Source organism: Acinetobacter sp. ANC_7655 (assembly GCF_056784015.1).
Map to the genome: position 1 here is coordinate 1 of NZ_JBWYJB010000010.1, position 25,774 is coordinate 25,774.

Consider the following 25,774-nt stretch of genomic DNA (forward strand, 5'->3'; position numbering starts at 1 on the left):
GTGGAAAAATTGAAATAAATAATCATATAGACGATAAATTTTATGTGTTGAACAGTTATAGCAACCTCTCTTATCCATCTGATGCTCAAATTCATAAAGTATGATTAGTTTCTATTGGTACACCTGTGTACATAGAAAAATGATCGCCTAATCAATTGGTCGTGGTTGTCTTTTAATGCTTTAAATAATGAGTGACTAAAATGCATGCGAGATGCAATAGAGGCATTTACATAATAAAAAGTAAGAGTGAAAAATATATTACTTAATTACTCATGAACAGAAGTTGCTTGAGAGGTCATGATATAGTCAATTTAAAAGTTTTAAATCCGAATATATTTAAGGATACGTGATGACCAATTCAGAAAAAAAAATTGAGTGTGATTATTCTCTTTATGTTGCCTCTAAAGCATCCCAAACAGGTCAATGGCTTGAAGTAAAAGATAAATTTAGCCAAAAAATATTTGCCCGAGTAGCCTTAGCAGATGCAAATACTTTAGAAAAAGCAATCCAATCTGCAATTGATGCAGAACAGGCGATGGCAAAATTAGAACCATTTCAAAAGCAAAAGATTTTATTACATTGTGTCAAACGCTTTAGCGAAATGAGAGAGGAATTAACTGCAATTTTGATTGCAGAGGGTGGAAAGCCATTAAAAGCAGCTCAGGCTGAAGTTGAGCGTCTTATAAATACCTTTCAAATCGCTGCTGATGCTGTTACACAAATGGACGATGGGCGTTTAATGCCATTGGCTGTAACAGCTGCTGCACAGGGTTACACAGGTATGATTAAACATGTTCCGATTGGTGCTATATCATTAATTAGTCCTTTTAATTTTCCACTTAATTTAACTGCTCATAAAATTGCACCTGCAATTGCAGCAGGGTGTCCTTTCGTACTGAAACCTGCGTCACTTACACCAGTTTCTGCTCTAAAAATTGCAGAAGTGTTGGCTGAAACTGATTTACCTCAAGGTGCATTTTCAGTTTTACCTTGTCCTCGCGAACAGGCAGATATCTTGGTAACCGATGACCGATTCAAATTACTCAGTTTTACTGGATCGGATGAAGTCGGTTGGGATATGAAAGCACGTGCTGGTCGAAAAAAAGTCACCTTAGAGCTTGGTGGAAATGCTGCTGTTTTAATTGAACCTGATACTGAAATATCTGATGTGTTAATTGATCGTCTTATTGGGGGAGCTTATAACCATGCAGGTCAAGTTTGTATTAGTGTCCAAAGAATTTTAGTCCATGAAAATATTTATACTGATTTAAAGAAGAAATTAATTTCCAAAATTAAAAAAATCAAAGCGAGCGATCCAAATTCAGACTTGACCTTATGTGGCCCTATGATCAAGGAGGGAGAAGCTAAAAGGCTTAAAAAATGGGTCGATAAAGCGGTAAAGAAAGGCGCCAAAGTTTTAGTCGAAGGTCAGGTAAAAGGGGCTTTATTTGATCCAATATTGCTAGAAAATGTTGATACGTCTTTAGAAATTTATAAAGATGAAGCTTTTGGGCCAGTAGCTATTCTAGAGAAGTATAAAGATTTTGAAAAAGGCATTGCTACAATTAATCAAAGTCGATTTGGTCTGCAAGCTGGCGTTTATACACAAAGTCTGAATAAAATGATGTATGCGTGGAATCATTTACATGTAGGTGGTGTCATCATTAATGATATTCCATCATTCCGTGTGGATAACATGCCTTATGGTGGTGTTAAAGATTCAGGTCTAGGTCGAGAAGGGATTCAATCAGCAATTCGAGATATGCAAGAAGAGCGATTGCTTGTGATTAAACAAGGATAAATTATTATTTATGTTAAAAGGAGCATAACGCTCCTTTTAAATTATTTAGTTTAGATTAACGCTGTGATTTAAAAATAAACATATTGAGTTAAAAATTAATCAATAAGAATAAAAAAATGATGAAACACAGTTTTTTCCTGAATTAATTACAGAAAAATCTGATTAAAAGCGCTATTGTTGATTCATTAAACATCCTTTATTTCATCTTTCTTTAACCAAGAATATTAAATAAGGGGTGGTTTGTAATTCGAAAAAAATGCTCAAAAGGCCGTTTCTGATTCAAACAACAAAATTTTAATGGTATGCAATTACTTGCGAGATAACATCAACAATAGCAGTAAGCGTGTACCCATTTACGGATTAGGTACTATATGACAGCTTCACGTGAAAATTGGAGCGCCAGATCAGGTTTTATTATTGCAGCTATTGGTTCTGCAGTAGGTTTAGGCAATATTTGGCGTTTTCCCTATGTCGCATATGAAAATGGTGGCGGGGCATTTTTAATCCCTTATCTGGTTGCAATTTTTGCTGCCGGTCTTCCACTTTTATTTTTAGATTATGCAGTTGGACATAAATACCGTAAGGCCCCACCTACAGCTTACAAGAAGTTGATGAATGGTGAATCATTGGGTTGGTGGCAAGTCGCTGTGACATTAATTATTGGTATTTACTATGCCAGTGTATTGTCATGGGCGGGTAGTTATATGTTCTACTCATTTGGTCAACAGTGGGGAAGTGATACAGAAAAATTCTTTTTCACCACCTATCTTCAGAATGGCGAAGGCTTAGCATTTGGATTTGTTCCGACCTTATTTATAGGTTTGGTTGTCGTTTGGGCGATCGTTATGTTCATCCTGTATGGTGGGGTGAAGAAAGGCGTGGAATTGTCGAATAAGATCTTTATGCCATTATTGGTGGTTTTATTTACGATTCTCGTGATTCAAGCTATTCGTTTACCAGGTGCTGTCCAAGGTTTAAATGCATTCTTTACACCAAACTGGGAAGCAATGGGCAACTATAAAGTGTGGTTAGCTGCATTTGGCCATATCTTTTTCTCGTTATCCGTTGGTTTCGGGATTATGTTGACCTACGCTTCGTATTTGAAGAAAAAAACGAATTTAACTGGTTCTGGACTAGTCGTTGCTCTTGCAAATTCATCTTTTGAAATTTTAGCTGGTATTGGGGTATTTGCAGCATTAGGTTTCATGGCCTACAGTGCGGGTGCTTCAGTTGACGATGTTGTATCTGGTGGTATTGGTTTAGCTTTTATCGCTTTCCCTAAAATCATTTCAAGCATGGGGGCTGGCGGAGACTTATTTGGCTTCTTGTTCTTTGCATCTTTAACAGTTGCAGGGATTACATCCATGGTCAGTATTCTTCAAGTTCCAATCGCAGGTTTCCAAGACAAGTTAGGATGGTCTCGTAAGAAGGCTGTGACAATTATTGCAGGTGGTTCAGCAATTGTTTCAACTTTATTGTTCTCAACTCACAGCGCGATTACGTTTGTCGATATTATCGATTACTTTGCCAATAATATTGGTATTGTCGCGGGTGGCTTATTATCAATCATATTGGTGTCATGGTTCCGTCGACCGTTGTTAAAGCAACTTCAAGAGCATGTAAATCAATATGCTAGTATTAAGCTAGGTGCTGGTTGGAACTTCATGTTGACTGTAGTTACGCCAATCTCATTGTTAGCTGCGCTATTGATGACCTTGAAGTCAATATTTACTGAAGGTTATGGCGGTTATCCAATTGAGATTCTATTGCCAATTGGTGGCGGTGTAGTTGCAATCTTTGTATTCTGTGCGGTTGTTTTTAGTCGTCTAAAAGACAATGGACCTGAGGAGAAATAAGATGAATACTTCTGCTTTAATGATGCTTATTATCTCAACAGTGCTGTTATGGGGTGGTCTTATTTTAGCCATGATTCATTTGGCAAAAAACCCAGATGAGCTTGAAGATTAAACTACTTCAGATCAATATTAAAAAAGCCATGACACGAGTCATGGCTTTTTTATATGTCGGTAAATTAGAAATAAACTATCTTAAAAAATAGCATTAAATCTTTTGAATTAAACAATAATAGAATCCATCACCATGACCTTGTTGTGGCAATAACTGACGGCCGTGGATTTGTTCAATTCCCCAATTTACATTTAATTTGATTTCTTGAGCATCTGCATGCGTGTTGAAGAAATCAATCATTTGGTGTTCATTTTCAGCTTTCAAAATCGAGCATGTAATATAAAGCATTGATCCGCCAACTTTGAGTTGTAGCCACATGTGATTCAGAATTTGTTTTTGAAGTTCAACCGTTTGTTGAATATCGGTAGATTGGCGAAGTAAACGAATATCTGGATGACGTCGTACAACTCCAATAGCAGAACACGGTGCATCAAGAATAATACAGTCAGCCTGTTCAGGTGCAGACCATACCGTAGCATCAGCAGTGAGTATTTCCACTGGAGCATACTGATTAAGTGCAAGACGCTCTAAGTTTTCACTTACGCGGCTTAAACGCTTTGTGTCGTGATCGATCGCATACAGCTTTTTAGGACGATAACACTCTAAAATATGTGCTGTTTTTCCACCTGGAGCCGCACATGCATCAATTACGATCTTATCATCAAGATTCGGCAACAAGGTCGCGCAAAGTTGAGCATGTTCATCCTGAACAGAAAAACCACCTTCTTCAAAGCCAGGGAGGTGAGGAATATGCACGGATTGATCTAAGATAATGCCTACATCGGACCATTCACATGGATGAGCATCAATCCCTTCTTCATCAAGAATATCTAAATATTCCTCACGGCTTACTTGTCGTTCATTTACACGTAGTGTCAAAGGCGCAGCCAGTTTAAGCTCAGCTGAAAGCATTTGAAGATGCTCTGGCCAATCTTTTTTCAAGCGTTTAAATAGCCAACTAGGTAAACCATGGGCTTGGTCTAATGCTTCGCCGAATTCTTCAGTTTCACGTGAAACACGACGTAGAATCGCATTCACGACGCCACTTAAAGCTTCAAAACCAAGTTGTTTGGTGGCTGTTACCGTTTCTGAGATAGCCGCATGTGCTGGAATACGCGTGCAAAGCAGTTGATATAAACCTAAATATAGGCAGCTTTCAACGGTTTCATTGTTGAGCGGTTTAGTCAGAAGAGGGAGAGTAATTGCTTTAAGTGCATGCCATTGGCGTAAAGTGCCTAAAGTCAATTCATGAAATAAGGCCCGATCACGCTCACCAACCAATGAAAGATGTTGGGAAAGAACAGAGGTGAGGGATTGCCCATTCTGAACGGCCAGTAATGTTTTAATCACATGTCCGCGTAAATTTAAATGAGAAGATTGTTGGCTCATGCGAAGATCTGTCCTGGCTGCAATTTTTGACTTTGTAGAATTTGTGCAGCATTGAGCGCTTTACCGCCTGGCCACTGAAGTTGAGTGAGGCAAATCACTTGATGATCACCACACACAACGTGAACACCATCCTGATCGACAGCGATGATTTCACCGATTTGTTGAGTTGATGGAGTGAGTGGAGAAAGTTTCGAATTCCAAATGCGTAAATTGTTGGATTCATCAATAGGTGTGAAAGCTACGGGCCAAGGATTGAAAGCACGGATATTACGATCAATCGTCACAGCATCATTTGCCCAGTTAATTTGAGCTTCAGCCTTCGACAGTTTATGAGCATACACTGTAAGTGATTCATCTTGAACTTCACGTGTATCTAAATAATGCTTTAAAGTGTCTTCACTTTCTAAAACAGCGAGAGTGGCTTCAGCTCCTTGTTGAGCCAGTTTATCATGTAAGGTTGCGGAAGTATCTTCAGCCGTAATAGGACACATCGTTTTAAACATCATGTCACCAGTGTCTAGACCAGCTGCCATTTTCATGATCGTAATACCTGTTTCAGTATCACCTGTCGCGATAGCACGTTGAATAGGGGCTGCACCTCGCCAGCGAGGCAATAAGGAACCATGAATATTCAAGCAGCCGTATTTAGGTGTATCCAAAACGACTTGAGGCAAGATTAAACCGTATGCTGCGACCACCATCACATCAGCATTGAAAGACTTGAGTTCAGCTTGAGCAGCCAAACCTTCCTCAGTCGACGATTTAAAATGTAAAGGTTGGTAAACAGGAATATTGTGCTCAAGCGCCAATTGCTTTACCGCTGACGCTGTCAGTTTTTGTCCACGTCCTGCTTTACGGTCTGGCTGCGTATACACAGCAACAATTTCATGAGAAGTCTTTAGCAAAGCTGCTAATGCACTCGCTGCAAATTCAGGGGTTCCCGCAAAGATGATTTTCACTCAGACACTTCCAAAACAATATAAAGAACATTATATGCCAAAAGCGATTTTCGCCCAAATAAGGTCGTAATTTGAAACGTTTTCATGTGCATTTTGTGCTTAAGGTGTGATTAATAAAATTTATGTATTTTTAAAAAAAGATTCATGAAAGTTTTGTATTACGATTTCAGATAAGGGTTTATAGTAGATCACATCTCTTACATCGATTTAGATCGTTGAGGGCAAATCAGACCTATACGAACAATTGCAAGCAATGGTTAACTGTTAATCAGAAAGCTGTCATAATAGAAGTAAGGTTCAACTGATTTAGCCTTATATTTCAGTATCATTTAGCCAGATTGAATACATATTCATCGAGCTCAGCTTAAGTTGGAAATAAAAATGCCTGACTATCGTTCGAAAACATCAACACACGGAAGAAATATGGCGGGTGCACGTGGCTTATGGCGTGCAACTGGAATGAAAGACGAAGATTTTGGCAAACCAATTATTGCAGTAGTCAACTCATTCACACAATTCGTACCGGGTCATGTGCATCTTAAAGACTTAGGTCAGCTTGTTGCACGTCAGATTGAACAAGCGGGTGGTGTAGCTAAAGAATTTAATACAATCGCAGTAGACGACGGTATTGCAATGGGTCACGACGGAATGTTGTATTCATTACCATCGCGTGACTTGATTGCTGACTCAGTTGAATACATGGTCAATGCACACTGTGCAGATGCAATGGTTTGTATCTCGAACTGCGACAAAATCACACCGGGAATGTTGATGGCGGCAATGCGCTTAAACATTCCTGTTGTGTTTGTTTCAGGCGGTCCAATGGAAGCTGGTAAAGTCCAAATTCGTGGTGGTGAACAAGCAATTGACCTTGTGGATGCCATGATTGTTGCTGCAGATGACAACTACACAGATGAAGAAGTAAAAGCATACGAACGTTCTGCATGTCCAACTTGTGGTTCATGTTCAGGAATGTTTACTGCAAACTCAATGAATTGTTTGACAGAAGCATTAGGTTTATCATTACCGGGTAATGGTTCAACACTTGCAACGCATGCCAACCGTAAAAAACTATTTGAGCGTGCGGGTCAGTTGATTGTTGAAATCACAAAACGCCATTACGAACAAAATGATTACAGCGTATTACCACGCAACATTGCCCCTAAAGCTGCTTATGAAAATGCCATGACTTTAGATATCGCGATGGGTGGTTCTACCAATACAGTACTTCACTTATTAGCGGCTGCGCATGAAGCAGAAGTTGATTTTACAATGGACGATATCGATCGTTTATCACGTAAAGTGCCTGTACTGTGTAAAGTTGCACCTGCGGTTAAAAATGTTCACATGGAAGATGTCCACCGTGCAGGCGGTATCATGTCGATCCTTGGCGAACTAGACCGTGCAGGTTTGTTAGATACTTCTGTACCAACCGTACACGAAAAAACATTAAAAGACGCATTAGATAAGTGGGACATTATTCGTACTGAAAATGAAGAGGTATATAACTTCTATAAATCAGCACCGGGCGGTGTACCAACACAAACAGCATTCTCACAAGACCGTTACTACACACGTCTTGATGGCGACCGTGAAAATGGCGTGATTCGTAATGCAGAACATGCTTTCTCTAAAGACGGCGGTTTAGCAGTCCTTTACGGTAACATCGCACTTGATGGTTGTATCGTAAAAACGGCTGGTGTAGATGACTCGATTCTGAAATTCAACGGTACAGCACGCGTATTTGAAAGCCAAGATGATGCAGTAGAAGCAATCTTAGGCGGCAAAATCGTAGCAGGTGACGTGGTTCTGATTCGTTACGAAGGTCCACAAGGTGGTCCGGGTATGCAAGAAATGCTGTATCCAACAAGCTACTTAAAATCAAAAGGCTTAGGTAAAGACTGTGCGCTTGTGACTGATGGTCGTTTCTCGGGTGGTTCATCAGGTCTTTCAATTGGTCACGTGTCTCCAGAAGCGGCTGAAGGCGGTGCAATTGCTTTAGTTGAAGATGGCGACCGTATCGAAATTGATATTCCAAACCGTACGATTCACTTAGCAGTTGCTGATGATGTATTGGCTGCGCGCCGTGAAGTACAAGAAGCTAAAGGTTGGAAGCCTGCGAAAGAGCGTCCACGTAAAGTATCTAAAGCACTGAAAGCGTATGCAATGCATGCAACAAGTGCTGCAAAAGGTGCGGTACGTGATATCTAATCTGCTTATAAACTAGATCAATCATGATTAAAAAGCATCCTTCGGGATGCTTTTTTAATCACTAAAAGTTTGAATTTCATCTGAAAGCGTCAATTACATTAATGACAATATTTGATAGAAAGGTCATAAATATTGATCAATTCTCTTTGTCTTGATATAAGTTTTGCTCGCGTTCAAACTTTTTTAGTTTTAAAAAAAGCGATGAATTCGATACTTTGAGCACATAATTTACCAGTAAAATCATCTGAGGCACATCTCATGTCATTGTTACGCCGTTGGTTTGATCCGCTACGATCGAGTTGGTTTTATCAGAAACCAAATCGTCAAGAGGTCTTGTCAACTGAGCAGGGTTTAACGATCTATCTTCGTTTAGATGATGTGTATAGTTATCTTGCAGTCCAGCAATTGGCACAATTAAATGACATTTTAAAAGATGAGATTAAGCCTTTAAAAATTGTTATCTCAGATACTGCTGCTGAAGCTCCAAATGATATGAGTCCTGAAGAGTGGCAAGATTACAGTCTACGTGATGCCCAAATTTTAGCGTACCAGCATCGTTTCGGATTCGATAATGAAAAGCCTGAAATACCAAGTGCTGAAGCGATTCAACAGGCAGAAACGATTTTACGAAATACCCCATTAACAGGTGAAAATTTTCTCTATTTATTGGAAGATGTCTTCCATATGTTGTGGCAACAGCAGTATGGAAAATTACGTACTTTGTATGTCATGGCCAGTCGACATCGAAAAGAACAACAAATCGCTGAGCGAACTTTTGATCACACGCCAGTTTTAGCAAGCTTTTTTGAGCTCGGTAATCGTCGGTATCATGCGGTAGATGATTTATTAAGATTGACCCGCCGTTTAAAACAACAAAGACTCTTGACCGGTAATCCTATTTTTCTCATCAATCATATTGAGTGGCGGGAACACCTAATGAATGATGCTGAGGAATTATCTGAGATTCAGGCAATGAATCCTGAGTTGGACCTCTATATTGCATTAGAAGATCCGATCTCTTGGTTATTATTAGCTTATATTAAAGAGGAACTTGCCGATTATTACGATATCCAACTTACCGTTTATCCATTGCAATATCAGGGACGAGATTTATTTGATTGGAGTTTGGCAACGCGTTTATCTAAACGAACAGAAGTAAAATTTACGCCGTTTTGCCGACCGACTCAGCAGGCGACATATGAAATAGCACGATTGTTTTACAGTGTGCCTGAGGATCAACGCCTTGATGCAATGTATGAAATCTTGCAGGCTGTATGGAGTAAAGGTAAAGATCTATCGTATCGACCTCATATTCAAGCCTTAAAACAGAGCTTGAATATCACGACGCTCACTGAAGAGTCGATCAGTCAAAAGCTGGAAGAAAATCAATTACTCTGTGAGATGAAATCACAACCTGATTTACCAGTGCTTGAGCTTCGTATCGATGGAAAGAGTTATGTGTTTAATAGCTTATATCGTGTATGGATGATTGAAAGTATTTTCAGTAATGTGTTAGAACAAAAGTACAAAAGTGAAAATGAATCTGAACACAGGGATACCGAATCAATTGAAAATCAATAAAGAAAAATGCGAAACCCTTCAGCAAGCTCGAGCACAAATAGATTCAATTGATCAAGCCATAACAGAATTAATTGGTTTACGCCAATATTACGTAGATCAGGCAGTGCGATTTAAAAGAACTATCCAAGATGTACAGTCACCTGAACGTGTTGAAATAGTGATTGAAAAAATACGTGAATTGGCTACAAAAAATGGTGTGGATCCATTACTCATGGAAAAAATATATCGAGAGATGATTCAACACTTTATTCAAAGAGAGTTAAAAGAAATACGACCATAACAGTCGGAATTCTTAATAAGAATGAGGAACTTAGTTTCCTCTTTTATTCATTGAAATTTACAAAATATATAGCCGATTTGTGAACTGGTTCAACAAAGCTTAGTGTTACAAAAAATAATATTAAGTTAACATTTGGATACATCACTTTTTAGACTGACGGTCGAAGGCGCTATGGATACCCAGTTACAATTAGAAAAAATAGTCAAGGATCTTGAAAACTACAAAGTAGCCATTGATGCACATTCAATTGTAGCCATAACAGATGCACGTGGTGTCATTACTCATGTCAATGAGAAGTTTTGTAATATCTCGCAGTATTCTTATGAAGAACTGGTCGGATCAACACATAAAATTATTAATTCAGGCTATCACCCGAGAAGTTTTTTTAAATATATGTGGAAAGCCATTTCGAGTGGAGAAATTTGGAAAGGCGAAATTTGTAACCGAGCTAAAAATGGTTCTTTATATTGGGTTGAAACCACGATTGTGCCGCTTAAAGATAATAATGGCGTTTTACAAAACTATATCTCCATTCGAACTGATATCACACAGCTAAAAAATTCCGAAGACCATGCACGTTATATGGCATTACATGATGAATTAACGGGATTGCCTAACCGCCGTTTTATGCAAGAACGCATGTTGGCGGTGATTGAATCATGTAAACAAAATGGTACACATAGTGCACTCATGATGTTGGATTTGGATAACTTCAAAAATATTAATGACACGTTAGGACACGATCGTGGAGATGACCTACTCAAAATGGTCTCGGTGCGTCTTATGGAGTGTGTGGCACAGCAGAATGCAATTGTCCGTCTTGGTGGAGACGAGTTTTTAATTATTCTTTCAGATTTAGATCCAGATGAAACGATTGCTAATCAAGCAGTGATGCAAATCGCTGATAAAGTTCGTGCTGCATTAAATGAGCCTTTCGTATTAAAGGATAATAAAATTCATACTAGCTCTAGTATCGGAATTTTTATTTTCCGTAATTCAAAATTGCCAAAAAATGAGTTGCTTAAGTACGCCGACATGGCGCTGTATCAAGCTAAAGAAAATGGTAAAAACTGCATATGTGTTTTTGATCCTGAAATGGAACAAAGTGTTATTGCTAAAGCTGCTTTATTAAATGATTTAAGATTAGCTTTATTACGAGATGAGTTCCAACTTTATTATCAGATTTTAGTAAATCGCGAAGAGGAAGTGATCGGGTATGAGGCTTTGCTACGTTGGAGTCATCCTGAACACGGTTTAATTTTACCAGGTCGATTTATTGAAGAAGTGGAGAAAACTGATCTCATACATGATGTTGGTAATCGTGTATTAGTATTAGCATGCCAACAGTTAAAAGATTGGAGCCAATACCCAGAATCTTCAAACTGGACGATTTCAGTCAATATTAGTGTCGAACAATTCCGTAAGACTGACTTTGATAAAAATGTGCTTCGGATTATTGATGAAGCAGGAATTGATCCAACATTATTACGTTTAGAACTCACTGAAAGCATGTTCTATACCGATATGCATAACTCAATTGAGAAAATGAAAAAGCTCATCGAGCGTGGATTAAGATTCTCTATGGATGATTTTGGAACAGGATATTCTTCATTGAATTACCTCAAAATGCTTCCACTGGATCAACTCAAAATTGATCGTTCATTTGTAGAAAATATTGTCGGTAATCCACGTGATATTGCTATTGTGAAAACGATTATTGATTTAGCACAAATTCTTGATCTGAATGTGGTGGCAGAGGGTGTAGAAACTGAAGAGCAGTTCCAAGTTCTAAAAGAAAATGGTTGTAATACGTTTCAAGGCTATTATTTTGGTCGACCTAAACCCATTGAAAAAAAATCTTAAAATACTTAATTAGAATAAAAAATTAAAAAAGAGAGCATTAAGCTCTCTTTTTTTATATGCGATAGATTTTTAGTTAGACTTTCCACCTAAGCTAAAGAACCAATTCAGGAATAATGCAGCAAAGGTAGCCGTTCCAATACCACCTAAATTGAAGCTACCAAATTGAAGCGCAAAGTCACCAGTACCTAAGATCAGCGTGATCGCAGCAATCATGAGGTTTTTATTTTTAGAGAAATCGACACGATGTTCGATCCAAATTTTAGCACCAGCGATGGTAATTAAACCAAACACCACAATTGATGCACCTGCAAGAATCGCAGTTGGAATGGTTTGAATAATTGCACCAAATTTTGGTGATAAGCCAAGGAAAATTGCGAATACACCTGCGATGGCAAAAATAATCGTGGAATAGACACGTGTCACAGCCATCACGCCAATATTTTCCCCATAAGTGGTCATGCCTGGAGCACCTACACCACCGGCTAATGATGTTGCAACACCATCGGCTACAAACGCTTTACCAATATGTGGGTCTAGATTTTCACCAGTCATGGCAGAGACTGCTTTGATGTGACCTAAGTTTTCAGCCACTAAAATTAAAGCTACAGGAGCAATGATGAGCATCGCGTTCATACTGAACTCAGGAGCATGAAAGTTAGGCAGACCAAACCATGCAGCTTGTGTAATCGGCGTGAAGTTAATTGGAGTACCGTAACCCATGATATTCGTAATAACAAAGTATACGATATAAGACAGCACCAAACCCACAAGTAAAAGTAGGCGTTGTAGCATCCCTTTGGTGAATACTGCAATTGAAGCCATACAAATGACAGTAATCAATGCCATCCACATATTAAATGGATTACCCGCGACACTTTTTACCGTTACCGGTGCAAGATGCAGACCGATGATCATGACCACAGAACCTGTTACGACAGGAGGCATGAGCTTTTCAATCCATCGAGTACCTGTTGCCATCACCAGAAAACCAATTAAGGCATAAAGTACACCACAGGTAATAATTCCCCCAGCAGCTAATGCAATATTCGCATTTGCTCCAGCACCGGCATATCCCGTTGCCGCGATGACTACACCAATAAAAGCAAAGCTTGAGCCTAAATAACTGGGCACTCGACCGCCAGTGATGAGGAAAAATAACAGGGTACAAATACCTGACATTAATATGGCAAGATTAGGATCAAAACCCATTAATAATGGTGCTAAAACTGTCGCACCAAACATGGCAAAAGCATGTTGAATGCCAAGAACTACACTTTGCGCAGGAGGTAAATATTCGGTCGTGCCAACAGGACGCGTATCAATATCATCCGTAAAGGGACGCCATTTAGGAAACCAACTGGTCATAAAGTGAGCACTCAATAGTTAAATTGTGCACATCATACGCCTGTTTTATGAGAAATCATCTGTTTCTTGCAAAATTATTAAAACTAATGGTCTGACTTTTATTGAATTTTTACCCATCGGTAAAAAAAATATGTTTTAAAAATAAAGTAAAATCAGCCTATTGCAATTCAGCTATATCAAAAAAATCTATATCCATATTGAGTAAAAAATTTATAGGTGCTTCGTTGTCATTACTGAAAATTAGAATAAAGTCTCTAAATTGCTCAAGCCCATAAAGGTACTTGAGCATAGGCAGTCGTGAAATCAACCCGTATTACGTAATCCAGCAGCAATACCTGCAATACTTACCATTAATGCATGGTCAACCTCAGTTTGTTCGACAGTTCGTTCAGCTAAATATTCGCGACGTCTTTTCATGAGTTCTGCTTGTAACAGGTGTAATGGAAGAAGATAGGGTTTACGAATCTTCATGGCTTGATCAAGAACTTCATTAGAACTGAGTAATTTAGATTCACCTTTCATTGCCAATAAAGTTTGTACTGCGTCATGTAAGCGTTGGCGTAGTTCCGCACCCAATACTTTAAGATTTTCATCTTGGGTGAGATGAGATTCATAATACAATGCGACATTGCTATCTGATTTAGATAGCACCATCTCCAACATATCAATTAAAGTTTGGAAATAAGGCCATTGTTCTAACATTTCATCTAGCTCAGCTTTGTGACCTTCTGAAATGACTTGATTGATGGCTGCACCAGTACCTAACCATGCTGGAAGCATTAATCGAATTTGAGTCCATGCAAATACCCATGGAATTGCACGTAAGGATTCAATACCACCGCTGATTTTTCGTTTCGCTGGTCTTGAACCCAAAGGTAGCATCTGTAATTCAAGCTCTGGCGTCACGGTTCTTAAGTATTGGACAAAATGAGGGTTTTCGCGGACTGTTTGACGGTAAACATTCACAGAGAGTTCCGTCATCTTGTGCATCAACTCGCGCCATGCTGCCTTGGGTTCTGGTGGTGGGAGTAAAGTCGCTTCTAAGGTAGCTGCGGTATAAATTTCTAAATTTTGCAGTGCGATTTCTTCTAATCCAAATTTGAATCGGATCATTTCGCCTTGTTCGGTCACACGGATTGCACCTGAGATTGAGCCAGGTGGTTGTGAAAATAGTGCTTGTTGGGTTGGAGCACCACCACGACTAATTGAGCCACCACGACCATGGAACAAAGTGAGTTGTATACCATGTTGTTTGGCAATAGCTGTTAACTCTTCTTGTGCACGGTACTGAGCCCAATTCGCAGACATGAAACCTGCATCTTTTGCTGAGTCAGAGTAACCAATCATGACCTCGTGCTTGTTTTGAATATGTTGTTTGTACCAATGCATACTGAATAAAGTATTCATGGTCGAAGCTGCGCCATCTAAATCTTTTAACGTTTCAAATAATGGAACTACACGCAGAGGTTGCTTAATACCTGCTTCTTTTTGGAGTAATAGAACCGCCAAAACGTCACTTGGATATTCCGCCATTGAAATAATATAAGCACCTAGACTCTCAGCAGGTTGTTCTGCCAAAGTTCGCATGGTAGCGAATACTTCTTGAACATCAGGATGCTCAATAAGACTTTGAGCAGATTCATTAAGATGTTTAGGAAGTAAAGGGCGTTTGCTTTGCAGTTCTTGTAATAAGAAGTTTTGACGGGCTTGTTCAGTCCATGTCTCAAAATTGCCAAGTCCAAGATACTCAGTAATCGCTGAAATTGCTTGACGATGACGACCTGACTCTTGGCGAATATCTAGTTTTAATAACTCAATACCGAAACAATTCACGCGATAAATAAAATCGAGTAACTTTCCTTGAGCAATACCGGAAAGGTTTGAATCGACTAATGAGCGATAACATAACAATAATGGCTGCAACAACTCATCTTTGTGATGAATAATCTGGCTACGATCCACATCAGAATGTTGACCTTGTAATTTTGCAGTGAGCCATTCTCTTGTAATTTTTAAGCGTTCACGTGTTGTTCTTAAATATTCACGATAAGGCTCTGGATGAGGCTGACCTAAGGCAGTCTTTAGTTCATCACTGCACGCCTGAACAGAAAGCTCCCAACGTAAATCTTCAATATCTCGGAGGTAGAGATCCGCGGCTTTCCATCGAGATAACCATAAAACTTCTTGAGTCACTTTGTGTGTGACATTTGGGTTTCCATCTCGGTCACCACCCATCCAAGATGCAAACCGCACAGGTGCAATATCTAAAGGTAAAGCTTGAGAACAATGCTCTTGAACCAATTGATTCAATTCACGGACAAACTTAGGAATAGCGTTCCATAAAGTTTGCTCAATGGTAGTAAAACCCCATTTTGCTTCATCAATTGGGGTTGGACGATGTTGGCGAATTTCATCGGTTTGCCATGCTGAACAAACCAATTGTTTTAATTCAGAAAGAACTTGAGCGCGCTGTTTGGGGGTCAGCTTTTGCTGATCAAACTTAGATAAACACTCGTTGATCCCATCATATTTTTGGATCAAGGTGCGACGACTAACTTCCGTAGGATGTGCGGTGAGTACAAGCTCAATATTTAGCTCACAAATTTGTTGATAAAGGGTTTCCGCTGAAATCAGCTGTTGTTGAAATTTTTCAAAAAGGGGAATAAGGACATTTGCTGCAGCACCGTTTTCATCAAACTCATTTTGGCGACGGCTACGTACCACATGATATTGTTCTGCAATATTGGCAAAGTTCAGAAAATGTGAAAAAGCGCGTGTCAGTGGAAGAATCTCATCATCTTTTAAACTTAAAAATAAACTTTCTAATTGTTTTTCAGCTTCGCTATCACCATCACGTGCACCTTTCGCGAGTGCACGAATTTGTTCAACTTGATTAAACAAATCTTGTCCAGCTTGTTCTTTTAAAGTCTCTCCTAAAAGATTACCGAGTAAGCGTACGTCTTCACGTAATGGAGCATCAATTTGTTGAATCATTTTTTTCTCCTTTTCTTGTTCTTTTGACTATACCGCTTATTCATGACATGCCAAGCGATTGCAAAATAATTTAAAGAAAATTAGGTGAAAAATACGCCATTTAAGAATGGAGAGAGCTATTTTTTGTATTTCAGCATAAATAATTCGATGGCTTGATGAATAATTTCATCACATTCTGCTTCATTGGGAACCTGACGAACACCTAACAATACTTCATGATGTCGATGCCCTAAGAGTAAAGAAAGGAGCAAATGTGTTTGCTTTTCAGCATCATCTTTCTGGATAAATCCGTGCTCAATCGCTTGAGCAAAAAAATCAGTCCAAACCACAAATAACCGCTTATGAGATGCATTATAAAAAGGTTCAGCCAAAGGATTTTGCTCTGCTGCCAATTCTAATAATAAATGCTCAAGCTTAATGGCTTCAGGAAGATTGACAATTTGCAGCGCTAAACTACACACCTGATAGAAGTCTTCTAAAAAATTGGATTCAGGGTGTAATTGGATTCGCCGAGCATTGATTGATTCTTCGCACGTTTCTGCAATTGCATAGGTAAATAACGATTCTTTATCTTGAAAATGGTTATACACCGTCAGTTTAGTCACGCCAGCTTCTTTGGCAATTTGATTCATGCTTGAACCATGAAAGCCCTGTTTTAGAAACAAACGTTTAGCTGCCTCTAATATTTGTTTCTTTTTAACTAAATCCTTAGGACGTCCAATATTCATTTGCACAAAAAAATCCAAAAAAAACAGTTTAGGTCATACCTTGAAAAATGATTTTTAATTACTGTACCATGCGGTATATTAATTAAAAAATAATCAAATTAATATCCCTAATTTGATTTGCCTAAAAATTGACATAAGAGCAGTGCACATGAGTCTTCAAAAATTTGCCACATACAGTCTAATGCTCATTTGTAGCGTGATACTCACCGCGTGTAGTAAGGATAAACCCACAGAGGAACAAATTCCATTTGTGATGGTTGCCCAGCCGAATACTTCCCAAGATGAACTGAAAAGTTATGCAGGAGAAGTTCAGGCGAGACAGCAAACGGCATTGGCTTTCCGTGTTGGAGGACAAATTACTGAACGCTATGTTGATGTAGGGGATCGAGTCAAAGTCGGGCAAGTCTTAGCAAAATTAGATGTGAAAGATGCTCAACTGCAGTTAAATGCTTCAAAAGCTCAGTTAGAAAGCGCGCAATCTGCAGCCAAAATTGCCGAAGAAGAATACAAACGCTTTAAGCAGTTATTACCTATTAATGCGGTGAGTCGTTCGCAATATGATGCCGTAGAAAATCAATATAAATCGGCCATGTCAAATTTAAAACAGGCACAATCAAATTATGCAGTGAGTAGTAATCAGACGGGATATAACCAACTCATTGCCAATAAAAATGGCGTCATCACTGAGCGTAGTATTGAAGTTGGTCAAGTGATCGCAGCAGGGCAGGCAGCATATCAACTGGCGATAGATGGTGATCGTGAAGTGGTGATTGGTGTGCCAGAACAAGCAGTATCAGAAATTAAAACAGGTCAAAAAGCTTGGGTTACGCTATGGTCAAAACCAGAGGAGCGTTTCGCCGCATATGTGCGTGAAATTTCACCTGCTGCCGACCAATCTAGAACATTTAGTATCAAAGTTGCTTTGACTGAAGGGCGTTCAGCAATTCAACTTGGACAAAGTGCGCGAGTATTTTTTTCAAATACCAGTTCAAATGTGATTAATGTTCCTTTGACCAGTGTATCTGCAACAGAAGATCAGCCTTATGTTTGGGTTGTGAATCCAGATCACAGTATCCGTAAGGTGAATGTTCAAATAGGTGCTTATGGTCGTGATACGGTACCTGTGACCCAAGGTTTAAAAGCTTCTGATTGGATCGTGGTTGGCGGTGTACACTTACTGCGAGATAAACAAAAAATTAATCCGATTGACCGTCAAAACCGTGCAGTCAATGTAAAAGCAGGACAAGTTGGAGCGAAAATATGAACTTTAACTTGTCAGAATGGGCGTTAAAAAATAAGGGACTGATCCTTTATTTCATGATTTTGATGGGAATATTGGGTGTTTATTCCTACTCAAAACTATCACAAAGTGAAGACCCTCCATTTAGTTTCAAAGTAATGGTGGTTCAAACCTATTGGCCAGGTGCGACAGCGGAAGAAGTTTCATTACAAGTAACTGATCGCATTGAAAAAGAATTAATGAGTACGGGGCTCTATGATCGTATTGCAGCCTATTCTCGTCCTGGTGAATCAATGGTGACCTTTGTTGCCAAAGACTCGCTGCGTTCCCATGAATTACCGAATGTTTGGTATCAGGTTAGAAAAAAAATTGGAGATATCAAACACCAACTTCCTAGCGGTGTTCAAGGTCCATTCTTTAACGATGAATTTGGTGACACCTTTGGGAATATTTATGTCTTAACGGGTGATGATTTTGATTATGCTGTGATGAAGGAATATGCCGATCGCTTACAGCTGCAACTACAACGTGTGCAAGATGTCGGGAAAGTTGATTTAGTCGGCTTGCAAGATCAAAAAATTTGGATAGAAATTTCAAATACGAAAACCGCTCAATTGGGTATTCCAGTTTCTGCAATTCAAGAAGCACTACAAAAACAAAATACCATGGCGAGCGCAGGTTTCTTTGAAACAAGCTCAGATCGTATTCAAGTGCGTGTCAGCGGACAATTGAAATCAGTCGAAGATCTCAAGAACATGCCATTACTGGTTGGTGATAAGACCATTCAATTGGGCGATGTGGCTGAAGTTTACCGTGGCTTTAGTGAGCCAGCTCAACCACGTATGCGCTTTATGGGCAAAAATGGTATTGGTATTGCGGTGTCTATGCGTAAGGGTGGTGATATCATTGCGCTAGGGAAAAATCTAGAAAAGACCTTTAATGATCTACAACAAACTTTACCTTTAGGGATGGAACTTAAAAAAGTTTCAGATCAGCCTGTAGCGGTGCAACGCAGTATTCACGAATTTATCAAAGTGCTCGCAGAGGCCGTGATTATTGTCTTATTGGTCAGCTTCTTCTCTTTAGGTTTCCGTACAGGATTAGTGGTCGCTTTCTCTATTCCCTTGGTCTTGGCAATGACGTTCGCAGGCATGAATTTCTTTGATGTTGGACTGCACAAGATTTCTTTAGGCGCGTTAATTTTAGCACTTGGACTTTTGGTTGATGACGCCATCATTGCAGTTGAAATGATGGCCATTAAAATGGAACAAGGATATAGCAGATTAAAAGCCGCAGGTTTTGCTTGGAAGTCGACCGCATTTCCAATGTTAACGGGGACGCTGATCACTGCAGCTGGATTCTTGCCGATTGCCACTGCTGCGTCGAGCACAGGTGAATATACTCGCTCAATCTTCCAAGTTGTAACCATTGCTTTAGTGGTGTCATGGTTTGCAGCGGTACTGTTTGTTCCTTATTTAGGTGACAAATTACTGCCTGATTTTAATCAAATGAATCAGAAAGCTCCGTGGTATCAACGCTTATGGGCAAGATTACGTCAACAACCAGAGCCACAACCCGTCGTTCAACACCATGGTGAGCATCACGATCCATATCAAACTAAGATGTATCAAAAATTTAGATCTTGGGTTGAGTTATGTATTACTTATCGTAAAACCGTCATTGCTGCGACGGTTGCGATATTTGTCTTGTCAATTTTGATGTTTAAATTTGTTCCACAACAATTTTTCCCACCATCAAACCGTGCTGAAATATTAGTGGATCTAAAACTAGAGGAAGGTGCTTCTCTAACAGCGACAGAAAATGCGGTTAAAAAAGTAGAAAAATTCTTGTCGACTCAAAAAGGGATCGATAATTACGTCGCTTATGTTGGTACAGGTTCTCCACGTTTCTATTTACCACTTGATCAACAATTGCCTCAGGCGAGTTTTGCACAATTTGTGGTTTTGGCTTCCTCATTAGATGAGCGAGATGAGATTAGAAAGAATCTGAGTGAAGAAATTAGTAAGTTATTGCCTGAAGTACGGACACGTGTATCGCTATTGGAAAATGGGCCACCAGTCGGTTATCCAATTCAATACCGTGTTTCTGGTGAAGATTTAAATACTGTCCGCCAACGAGCACAATTAGTGTCACAAGCAATCAGTGAAAATCCAAATACCGCCAATGTTCATTTAGATTGGGGTGAGCCGAGTAAAATTATTTCACTTGAAATTGATCAAGATCGTGCGCGTCAGTTAGGCGTATCTAGCTTAGATTTGGCGAATTTCTTAAATAGTTCAATAACAGGTGCTGCGATTAATCAGTATCGTGAGAAACGGGAGTTAATTGATATTCGTTTACGTGGCGATCAAGCGGAACGTGTTGATGTAGCATCGTTACAAAGTCTCGCTGTACCGACGAGTCAAGGTACAACAGTTCCATTGGCACAGATTGCGAATATCCAATATAAGTTTGAAGATGGTCTGATTTGGCATCGTAACCGTTTGCCGACGATTACTGTACGCGCAGATATTCGGACTAAACTCCAACCAGCTACTGTGGTTGGTGAATTAACTGAATCTATTGAGAAAATTCGTGCCGAACTTCCAAGTGGTTATCTGGTAGAAGTGGGAGGCACTGTGGAGGAATCTGCACGTGGGCAAACTTCAGTAAATGCTGGCATGCCGTTATTTTTGGCTGTGGTCTTTACCTTGCTCATGATTCAGCTCAAGAGTATTTCACGTTCGTTTATTGTTTTCTTGACCGCGCCTTTGGGTTTAATTGGCGTGGTATTGTTCCTGTTAATATTCAATAAGCCTTTCGGGTTTGTGGCGATGCTAGGTACCATTGCTTTATCTGGAATGATTATGCGTAATTCGCTTATCTTGATTGATCAGATCGAGCAAGATATCAAAGCGGGTCATTCTCAATGGGAAGCGATTTTAGAAGCGACAGTACGCCGTGCCCGTCCAATTATTTTGACTGCATTGGCTGCTGTGTTGGCGATGATTCCGCTTTCACGCAGTATCTTCTTTGGTCCAATGGCGGTAGCAATTATGGGTGGACTCATTATCGCAACATTATTAACGCTGTTCTTCTTGCCAGCACTCTATGCGGCATGGTTTAAAGTAAAAAAAGAGTCAAAAACCGCGTAGTTTTATGTGAATACTAGGTGCGAAGCATTGAAAAATTCAATATAGTAGTCCCTAGTTTTTAACACAAAATAACACAGTGGGCTGAGTACATAAAAAAACTGAATGTGCACTCGGTTGAGGTATAAAAAAGCATCCATGGGGCGAGACAATTTAACAAGACATCGTCGATTAATTACGATGTCTTATGTATTCATGTTTCTTGCATTGTTCACTGGTATCAGTGCTGCAATCGCCTATTTTTTAGCGCAAAAAGTGGCTCAAGCGCAAGACGCTGAAGTCTGGATCCATGCTCAAGCATTATGGATTGCACGAAATGTTGTGCTATTCATGATGATGGCCGCATTTGCTGCTCTTTGGTTTATTCCTGCCTGCTTTATCTATTGGGATAGTGTGTTATGGGTGAAAGGGTGTACGGTGATTGGTGTCATTTTTACCACAATTGCATGGCTATTTCTCCTAAATGCATGGCTTAAAGGCTTAGTTAAATATCTCCAGAAAAAAGCCGCTTTTTAAAATAATGATTTAATTTACTTGTAATCTCGGAATATGACCCCAACATATTCCGCAGAGAAGTCATATCAAATTTTTTTGTGGAGCATCGCCAGACATGGCTAAACGTGATTATTATGAGGTTTTAGGGATTTCTAAAACAGCTAGTGATGATGAAATTAAAAAAGCCTACCGTAAGTTGGCGATGAAATATCATCCAGACCGTAACCCTGATAATGCTGAAGCAGAAGAAAAATTCAAAGAAGCTGCTGAAGCGTATGAAGTTTTATCTGATAGTGAAAAACGCAGCATGTATGACCGCATGGGACATAATGCGTTTGAAGGCGGCTTCGGTGGCGGCGGCGGTGGTTTCGGTGGCGGTTTTAGCGCTGAAGACATTTTTAGTCAGTTTGGTGACATTTTCGGTGGTGCGTTTGGTGGCGGCGGTCGCCAACAGCGTCAAAGACGTGGTTCAGACTTACGTTATGTGCTTGAGCTCAGCTTAGAAGAAGCTGTACGTGGCGTAAAGAAAACAATCACTTTTACTGCGCCAGCACCATGTGAAGTGTGTGATGGTAAAGGTTCTAAAAACCCGAATGATGTTGAAACCTGTAAAACTTGTCACGGGGCTGGCCAGGTCCGTATGCAACAAGGTTTCTTCTCAGTTCAGCAAACGTGTAGCACTTGTCGCGGACAAGGTAAGATTATTAAAAATCCTTGTGGCACTTGTCATGGTTCAGGTGTTAAAGATCGTCAACAGACACTTGAAGTTACCATTCCTGCAGGCGTAGATAATGGCGATCGCGTTCGTTTAACTGGAAAAGGTGAAGCGATTCGTGATGGTCAATCAGGTGATCTATACGTAGAAGTTAATGTTCGTGAACATGAAATCTTCCAACGTGATGGCGCGGACTTGTATATGGATGTGCCGATTAGTATCGCTGATGCTGCATTGGGTAAAGAAATTGAGATTCCAACCCTTGATGGTCGTGTGAACTTGAAAGTACCTGAGGGAACACAAACAGGTAAAATGTTCCGTCTACGTGGCAAGGGTGTAAAACCAGTACGCACAAGTATGCAAGGTGATTTACTTTGCCGTATCGTGATTGAAACACCAGTCAACTTAACTGCACGTCAACGTGAACTTTTAAAAGAGTTACAAGAATCTTTAGATGGTGCGGACAGTAAATCTTCACCTAAAAAGAAATCATTCTTCGATCGTTTATTTGACTGATCAGAATGAAATAAAAGCCCGACATTATTGTCGGGTTTTTATTAAGTTATAAATACTTAAGACGCTTAAAGCAAAGTAAGTGATACTACCATTAGATAATTTCTTAGTTTATGGGTGTATTCAAAAGTTGTTGAGACTTATTTGTTTAAGCTTTTAAAATCTAAAGGTAAATTTTTTAATAGGTTTTGTTAGAACTATAATTTATAAAAAGAGGATCTGACGATCCTCATCATGTAATTTTGAAAAAACTAATCCTGAGCATCAATACTCTGACCATTCATCCCTATACTGTCTTCGCCCATTAAATATAAATAAGCTGGCATGATTTGTTCAGGCGTTGCCAATACTTTCGGATCTTCATCAGGATATGCTTTAGCACGCATAGCTGTTCGTGTTGCACCAGGATTAATGCAGTTATAACGGATATTTGGATAGACATTTTCTTTTGCAAAAATTTGACTGACCGCTTCAATGGCAATTTTTGAAACTGAGTATGCGCCCCATTTCGCACGTGCTTCACGACCGACACCTGAGCTTGCAAAAACAACAGAGGCATTTTGAGATTTTTCTAATAATGGAAGTAAATGTTGAGTAAGAACAAAAGGTGCTCTTAAATTTACAGCCATTACATCATCCCACACTTCAGCAGGGTAGTGGGCCAATTCAACGCGCTCACCTAAAATCCCAGCATTGTGCAAAATCCCATCTAAACGACCAAATTGTTGGTCAAGCGTTTCCACAAGACGTTCGTAATCATATGCTGTTGCAGTAGAAAGTTGCAGTGGCAAAATTGCAGGTTGAGGAGCACCTAAACTTTCAATTTCGTCATAGATCACTTCTAACTTGTTCAGCGTTCTACCATGAAGAACGACGGTCGCACCATGTAAAGCATAGCTCAACGCTGCTGCGCGTCCAATGCCATCACCTGCACCCGTAATTAAAATTACTTTATCTTTCAATAAATCTGGGCGAGGTTGATATTCTGAATATTTCATGTGCGACCTCCTTCATTGTTCTAATTAAGCTGTTTTTTGGTGAGATTCGATCAATTCGATTAAGTGTTGATGTAATTCTTGTACATCATTCACTATACAATCTGCCTGCCAAGAATCTAAGTCATCTTTGTGTTCTAATGGTAAATATCCGTAAGCAGCCAAAATCGTGTACATATTTGCGCCTCGACCTGCATCAATATCACGTGGATGATCACCAACATAAATGCATTGTTCAGCTGGAACATTAATTTGTTGAGCAGCGAGATACATTGGTTCTGGGTCAGGTTTAGTGTGCTTAACATCATCTGGGCATACGAGAACGGCACAACGTTCAGTTAAGTTTAAGGCTTGAAGTAGTGCCTCACTCAGCCAACGAGGTTTGTTTGTCACAATTCCCCATGGAATATCCCGTTGTTCCAAGTCCTCAATTAAAGGATACATTCCTGCAAAAAGGTCTGTATCCACAGCAATATCAGCACCATAGATATCTAGAAAGCGCTGACGATGTGCAAGGAAAATAGGATCATCAACCTGTAATTCAGGATAAACCAATTTCACCATCGCCCGAGCCCCCTCGGAGACCTGAGTTCGGATCAGGGCTGCATCTACGATCTCTCGACCTTCTTCACGACACATTGCTTGAATAATACGAATAAAATCCGCAGCAGTGTCAATTAAAGTCCCATCTAGGTCGAAAAGTATGGCCTTCATTCATTCACCTCATTATGGGTGTAAACCATATAGTTCACATCGACATTTGGGGCTAACCAATAATGTTTAGTTAATGGGTTGTAATGTAAGCCTGTCATATCTTTAAGTTTTAAACCTGCGTTACGAATATCATGCGCTAATTCAGAAGGTTTAATAAATTTATGATAGTCATGAGTTCCTTTTTTCAAAAGACGTAACACATACTCTGCACCGATAATCGCAAATAAATATGATTTTGGATTACGGTTAATTGTGGAGAAGAATACATGACCGTTTGGTTTCACCAGTTTTTGGCATGCTTGAATGATTGACGCTGGATCGGGTACATGTTCCAACATTTCCATACAAGTTACGACATCGTATTGACCAGCTTGTTCTTCAGCCAATTGCTCAACTGGAATTTGACGATATTCGATATTGGTTACGTTTTCTTGTTCTGCATGCAGACGTGCGACATTTAATGGTGCTGCGCCCATATCGATACCGAGGACATCGGCACCACGGCGTGCCATACTTTCGGCCAAAATACCGCCGCCACAGCCCACATCTAGGACTTTTTTGCCACTAAGACCACCTGCATGTTCATCAATCCAATTCAATCGTAATGGATTGATTTGATGGAGAGGGCGAAACTCAGAGTGTTGATCCCACCATACTGCAGCAAGTGCTTCAAATTTAGCAATTTCTTGTGGGTCAACATTCAGTTGAGTCATTACAGCCACCTTAGCAAAGTTCGTTTTAATGGGTAGAATTTATATCAGATCTTAGTGTATCGCTAATTCCAAAAAAAGCGATAAATCTTGTAAAAAAG

The 25,774-nt window shown here is 39.6% G+C and carries 19 protein-coding genes; 11 read left to right on the forward strand and 8 right to left on the reverse strand.

The features are described from left to right. The first annotated feature begins 349 nt into the window (after positions 1–349). The 3 genes from AC1M9N_RS10765 (at position 350) to AC1M9N_RS10775 (ending at position 3,769) form a co-directional block, all read left to right on the forward strand. Positions 350–1,801: an aldehyde dehydrogenase family protein gene (locus tag AC1M9N_RS10765; RefSeq protein ID WP_481587761.1), complete on the forward strand. Its 1,452-nt coding sequence runs from the start codon at positions 350–352 to the stop codon at positions 1,799–1,801. A gap of 371 nt (positions 1,802–2,172) precedes the next feature. Next, complete coding sequence (locus AC1M9N_RS10770; RefSeq protein ID WP_481954737.1) at positions 2,173–3,657, forward strand: sodium-dependent transporter; 1,485 nt, start codon at positions 2,173–2,175, stop codon at positions 3,655–3,657. 1 nt (position 3,658) lies between these two features. Beyond that, positions 3,659–3,769: a methionine/alanine import family NSS transporter small subunit gene (locus AC1M9N_RS10775; RefSeq protein ID WP_081403317.1), complete on the forward strand. Its 111-nt coding sequence runs from the start codon at positions 3,659–3,661 to the stop codon at positions 3,767–3,769. A 93-nt stretch (positions 3,770–3,862) separates the two neighbouring features. Here AC1M9N_RS10775 and rsmB read toward each other — a convergent pair whose 3' ends face one another. Together rsmB and fmt are read right to left on the reverse strand one after the other, a co-directional pair. Further along, positions 3,863–5,158, reverse strand: coding sequence for a 16S rRNA (cytosine(967)-C(5))-methyltransferase RsmB (rsmB, locus tag AC1M9N_RS10780; protein ID WP_481587759.1), 1,296 nt, complete (start codon positions 5,156–5,158; stop codon positions 3,863–3,865). Then, entirely contained in the window at positions 5,155–6,117 is a 963-nt protein-coding gene (gene fmt, locus AC1M9N_RS10785; RefSeq protein ID WP_481587758.1) for a methionyl-tRNA formyltransferase, read from the reverse strand. The genes rsmB and fmt overlap by 4 nt, the downstream gene beginning before the upstream one ends. Positions 6,118–6,498: 381 nt before the next feature. On the opposite strand from fmt, the gene ilvD reads away from it, so the two are divergent. The 4 genes from ilvD (at position 6,499) to AC1M9N_RS10805 (ending at position 12,052) form a co-directional block, all read left to right on the forward strand. Then, complete coding sequence (ilvD, locus tag AC1M9N_RS10790; RefSeq protein ID WP_081403313.1) at positions 6,499–8,328, forward strand: dihydroxy-acid dehydratase; 1,830 nt, start codon at positions 6,499–6,501, stop codon at positions 8,326–8,328. A 258-nt stretch (positions 8,329–8,586) separates the two neighbouring features. Continuing rightward, positions 8,587–9,909: a hypothetical protein gene (locus AC1M9N_RS10795; protein WP_180028931.1), complete on the forward strand. Its 1,323-nt coding sequence runs from the start codon at positions 8,587–8,589 to the stop codon at positions 9,907–9,909. Continuing rightward, on the forward strand, positions 9,902–10,189 hold the full coding sequence (locus tag AC1M9N_RS10800; protein ID WP_035270424.1) for a chorismate mutase: 288 nt from the start codon (positions 9,902–9,904) through the stop codon (positions 10,187–10,189). Before AC1M9N_RS10795 ends, AC1M9N_RS10800 begins: the two co-directional genes overlap by 8 nt. A 171-nt stretch (positions 10,190–10,360) precedes the next feature. After that, entirely contained in the window at positions 10,361–12,052 is a 1,692-nt protein-coding gene (locus AC1M9N_RS10805; protein WP_481589406.1) for a putative bifunctional diguanylate cyclase/phosphodiesterase, read from the forward strand. A 69-nt stretch (positions 12,053–12,121) separates the two neighbouring features. On the opposite strand, the gene AC1M9N_RS10810 is transcribed toward AC1M9N_RS10805, so the two are convergent. From AC1M9N_RS10810 to AC1M9N_RS10820, 3 genes are all read right to left on the reverse strand, one after another. Continuing rightward, the gene (locus AC1M9N_RS10810; RefSeq protein ID WP_481592128.1) at positions 12,122–13,417 is read right to left on the reverse strand and encodes a solute carrier family 23 protein; all 1,296 of its coding nucleotides are present in this window, start codon (positions 13,415–13,417) and stop codon (positions 12,122–12,124) included. A gap of 303 nt (positions 13,418–13,720) precedes the next feature. After that, positions 13,721–16,411 (reverse strand): phosphoenolpyruvate carboxylase, encoded by a 2,691-nt coding sequence (ppc, locus tag AC1M9N_RS10815; RefSeq protein ID WP_481593771.1) that lies wholly within the window; start codon positions 16,409–16,411, stop codon positions 13,721–13,723. A 116-nt stretch (positions 16,412–16,527) separates the two neighbouring features. Beyond that, a complete protein-coding gene (locus AC1M9N_RS10820) occupies positions 16,528–17,145 on the reverse strand; it encodes a TetR/AcrR family transcriptional regulator (protein WP_481613483.1) in 618 nt (205 codons plus the stop codon). Between the two features lie 142 nt (positions 17,146–17,287). On the opposite strand from AC1M9N_RS10820, the gene AC1M9N_RS10825 reads away from it, so the two are divergent. The 4 genes from AC1M9N_RS10825 to dnaJ all read left to right on the forward strand — a co-directional run bounded on the left by AC1M9N_RS10825 (position 17,288) and on the right by dnaJ (position 23,257). Beyond that, on the forward strand, positions 17,288–18,403 hold the full coding sequence (locus AC1M9N_RS10825; protein WP_481954738.1) for an efflux RND transporter periplasmic adaptor subunit: 1,116 nt from the start codon (positions 17,288–17,290) through the stop codon (positions 18,401–18,403). Then, complete coding sequence (locus AC1M9N_RS10830; protein WP_481613482.1) at positions 18,400–21,534, forward strand: efflux RND transporter permease subunit; 3,135 nt, start codon at positions 18,400–18,402, stop codon at positions 21,532–21,534. Before AC1M9N_RS10825 ends, AC1M9N_RS10830 begins: the two co-directional genes overlap by 4 nt. Before the next feature lie 135 nt (positions 21,535–21,669). Next, entirely contained in the window at positions 21,670–22,047 is a 378-nt protein-coding gene (locus tag AC1M9N_RS10835; protein ID WP_035268802.1) for a hypothetical protein, read from the forward strand. Between the two features lie 94 nt (positions 22,048–22,141). Continuing rightward, a complete protein-coding gene (dnaJ, locus tag AC1M9N_RS10840) occupies positions 22,142–23,257 on the forward strand; it encodes a molecular chaperone DnaJ (RefSeq protein WP_481954739.1) in 1,116 nt (371 codons plus the stop codon). A 248-nt stretch (positions 23,258–23,505) separates the two neighbouring features. On the opposite strand, the gene AC1M9N_RS10845 is transcribed toward dnaJ, so the two are convergent. The 3 genes from AC1M9N_RS10845 to ubiG are packed head-to-tail and all read right to left on the reverse strand — an operon-like array spanning position 23,506 to position 25,676. Further along, a complete protein-coding gene (locus tag AC1M9N_RS10845) occupies positions 23,506–24,252 on the reverse strand; it encodes a YciK family oxidoreductase (RefSeq protein ID WP_035268812.1) in 747 nt (248 codons plus the stop codon). A gap of 24 nt (positions 24,253–24,276) precedes the next feature. Next, positions 24,277–24,963, reverse strand: a complete 687-nt coding sequence (locus AC1M9N_RS10850) for an HAD family hydrolase (RefSeq protein WP_481610182.1) — start codon at positions 24,961–24,963, stop codon at positions 24,277–24,279. Beyond that, entirely contained in the window at positions 24,960–25,676 is a 717-nt protein-coding gene (gene ubiG / locus AC1M9N_RS10855) for a bifunctional 2-polyprenyl-6-hydroxyphenol methylase/3-demethylubiquinol 3-O-methyltransferase UbiG (protein WP_035268814.1), read from the reverse strand. The genes AC1M9N_RS10850 and ubiG overlap by 4 nt, the downstream gene beginning before the upstream one ends. Positions 25,677–25,774 lie beyond the last annotated feature (98 nt).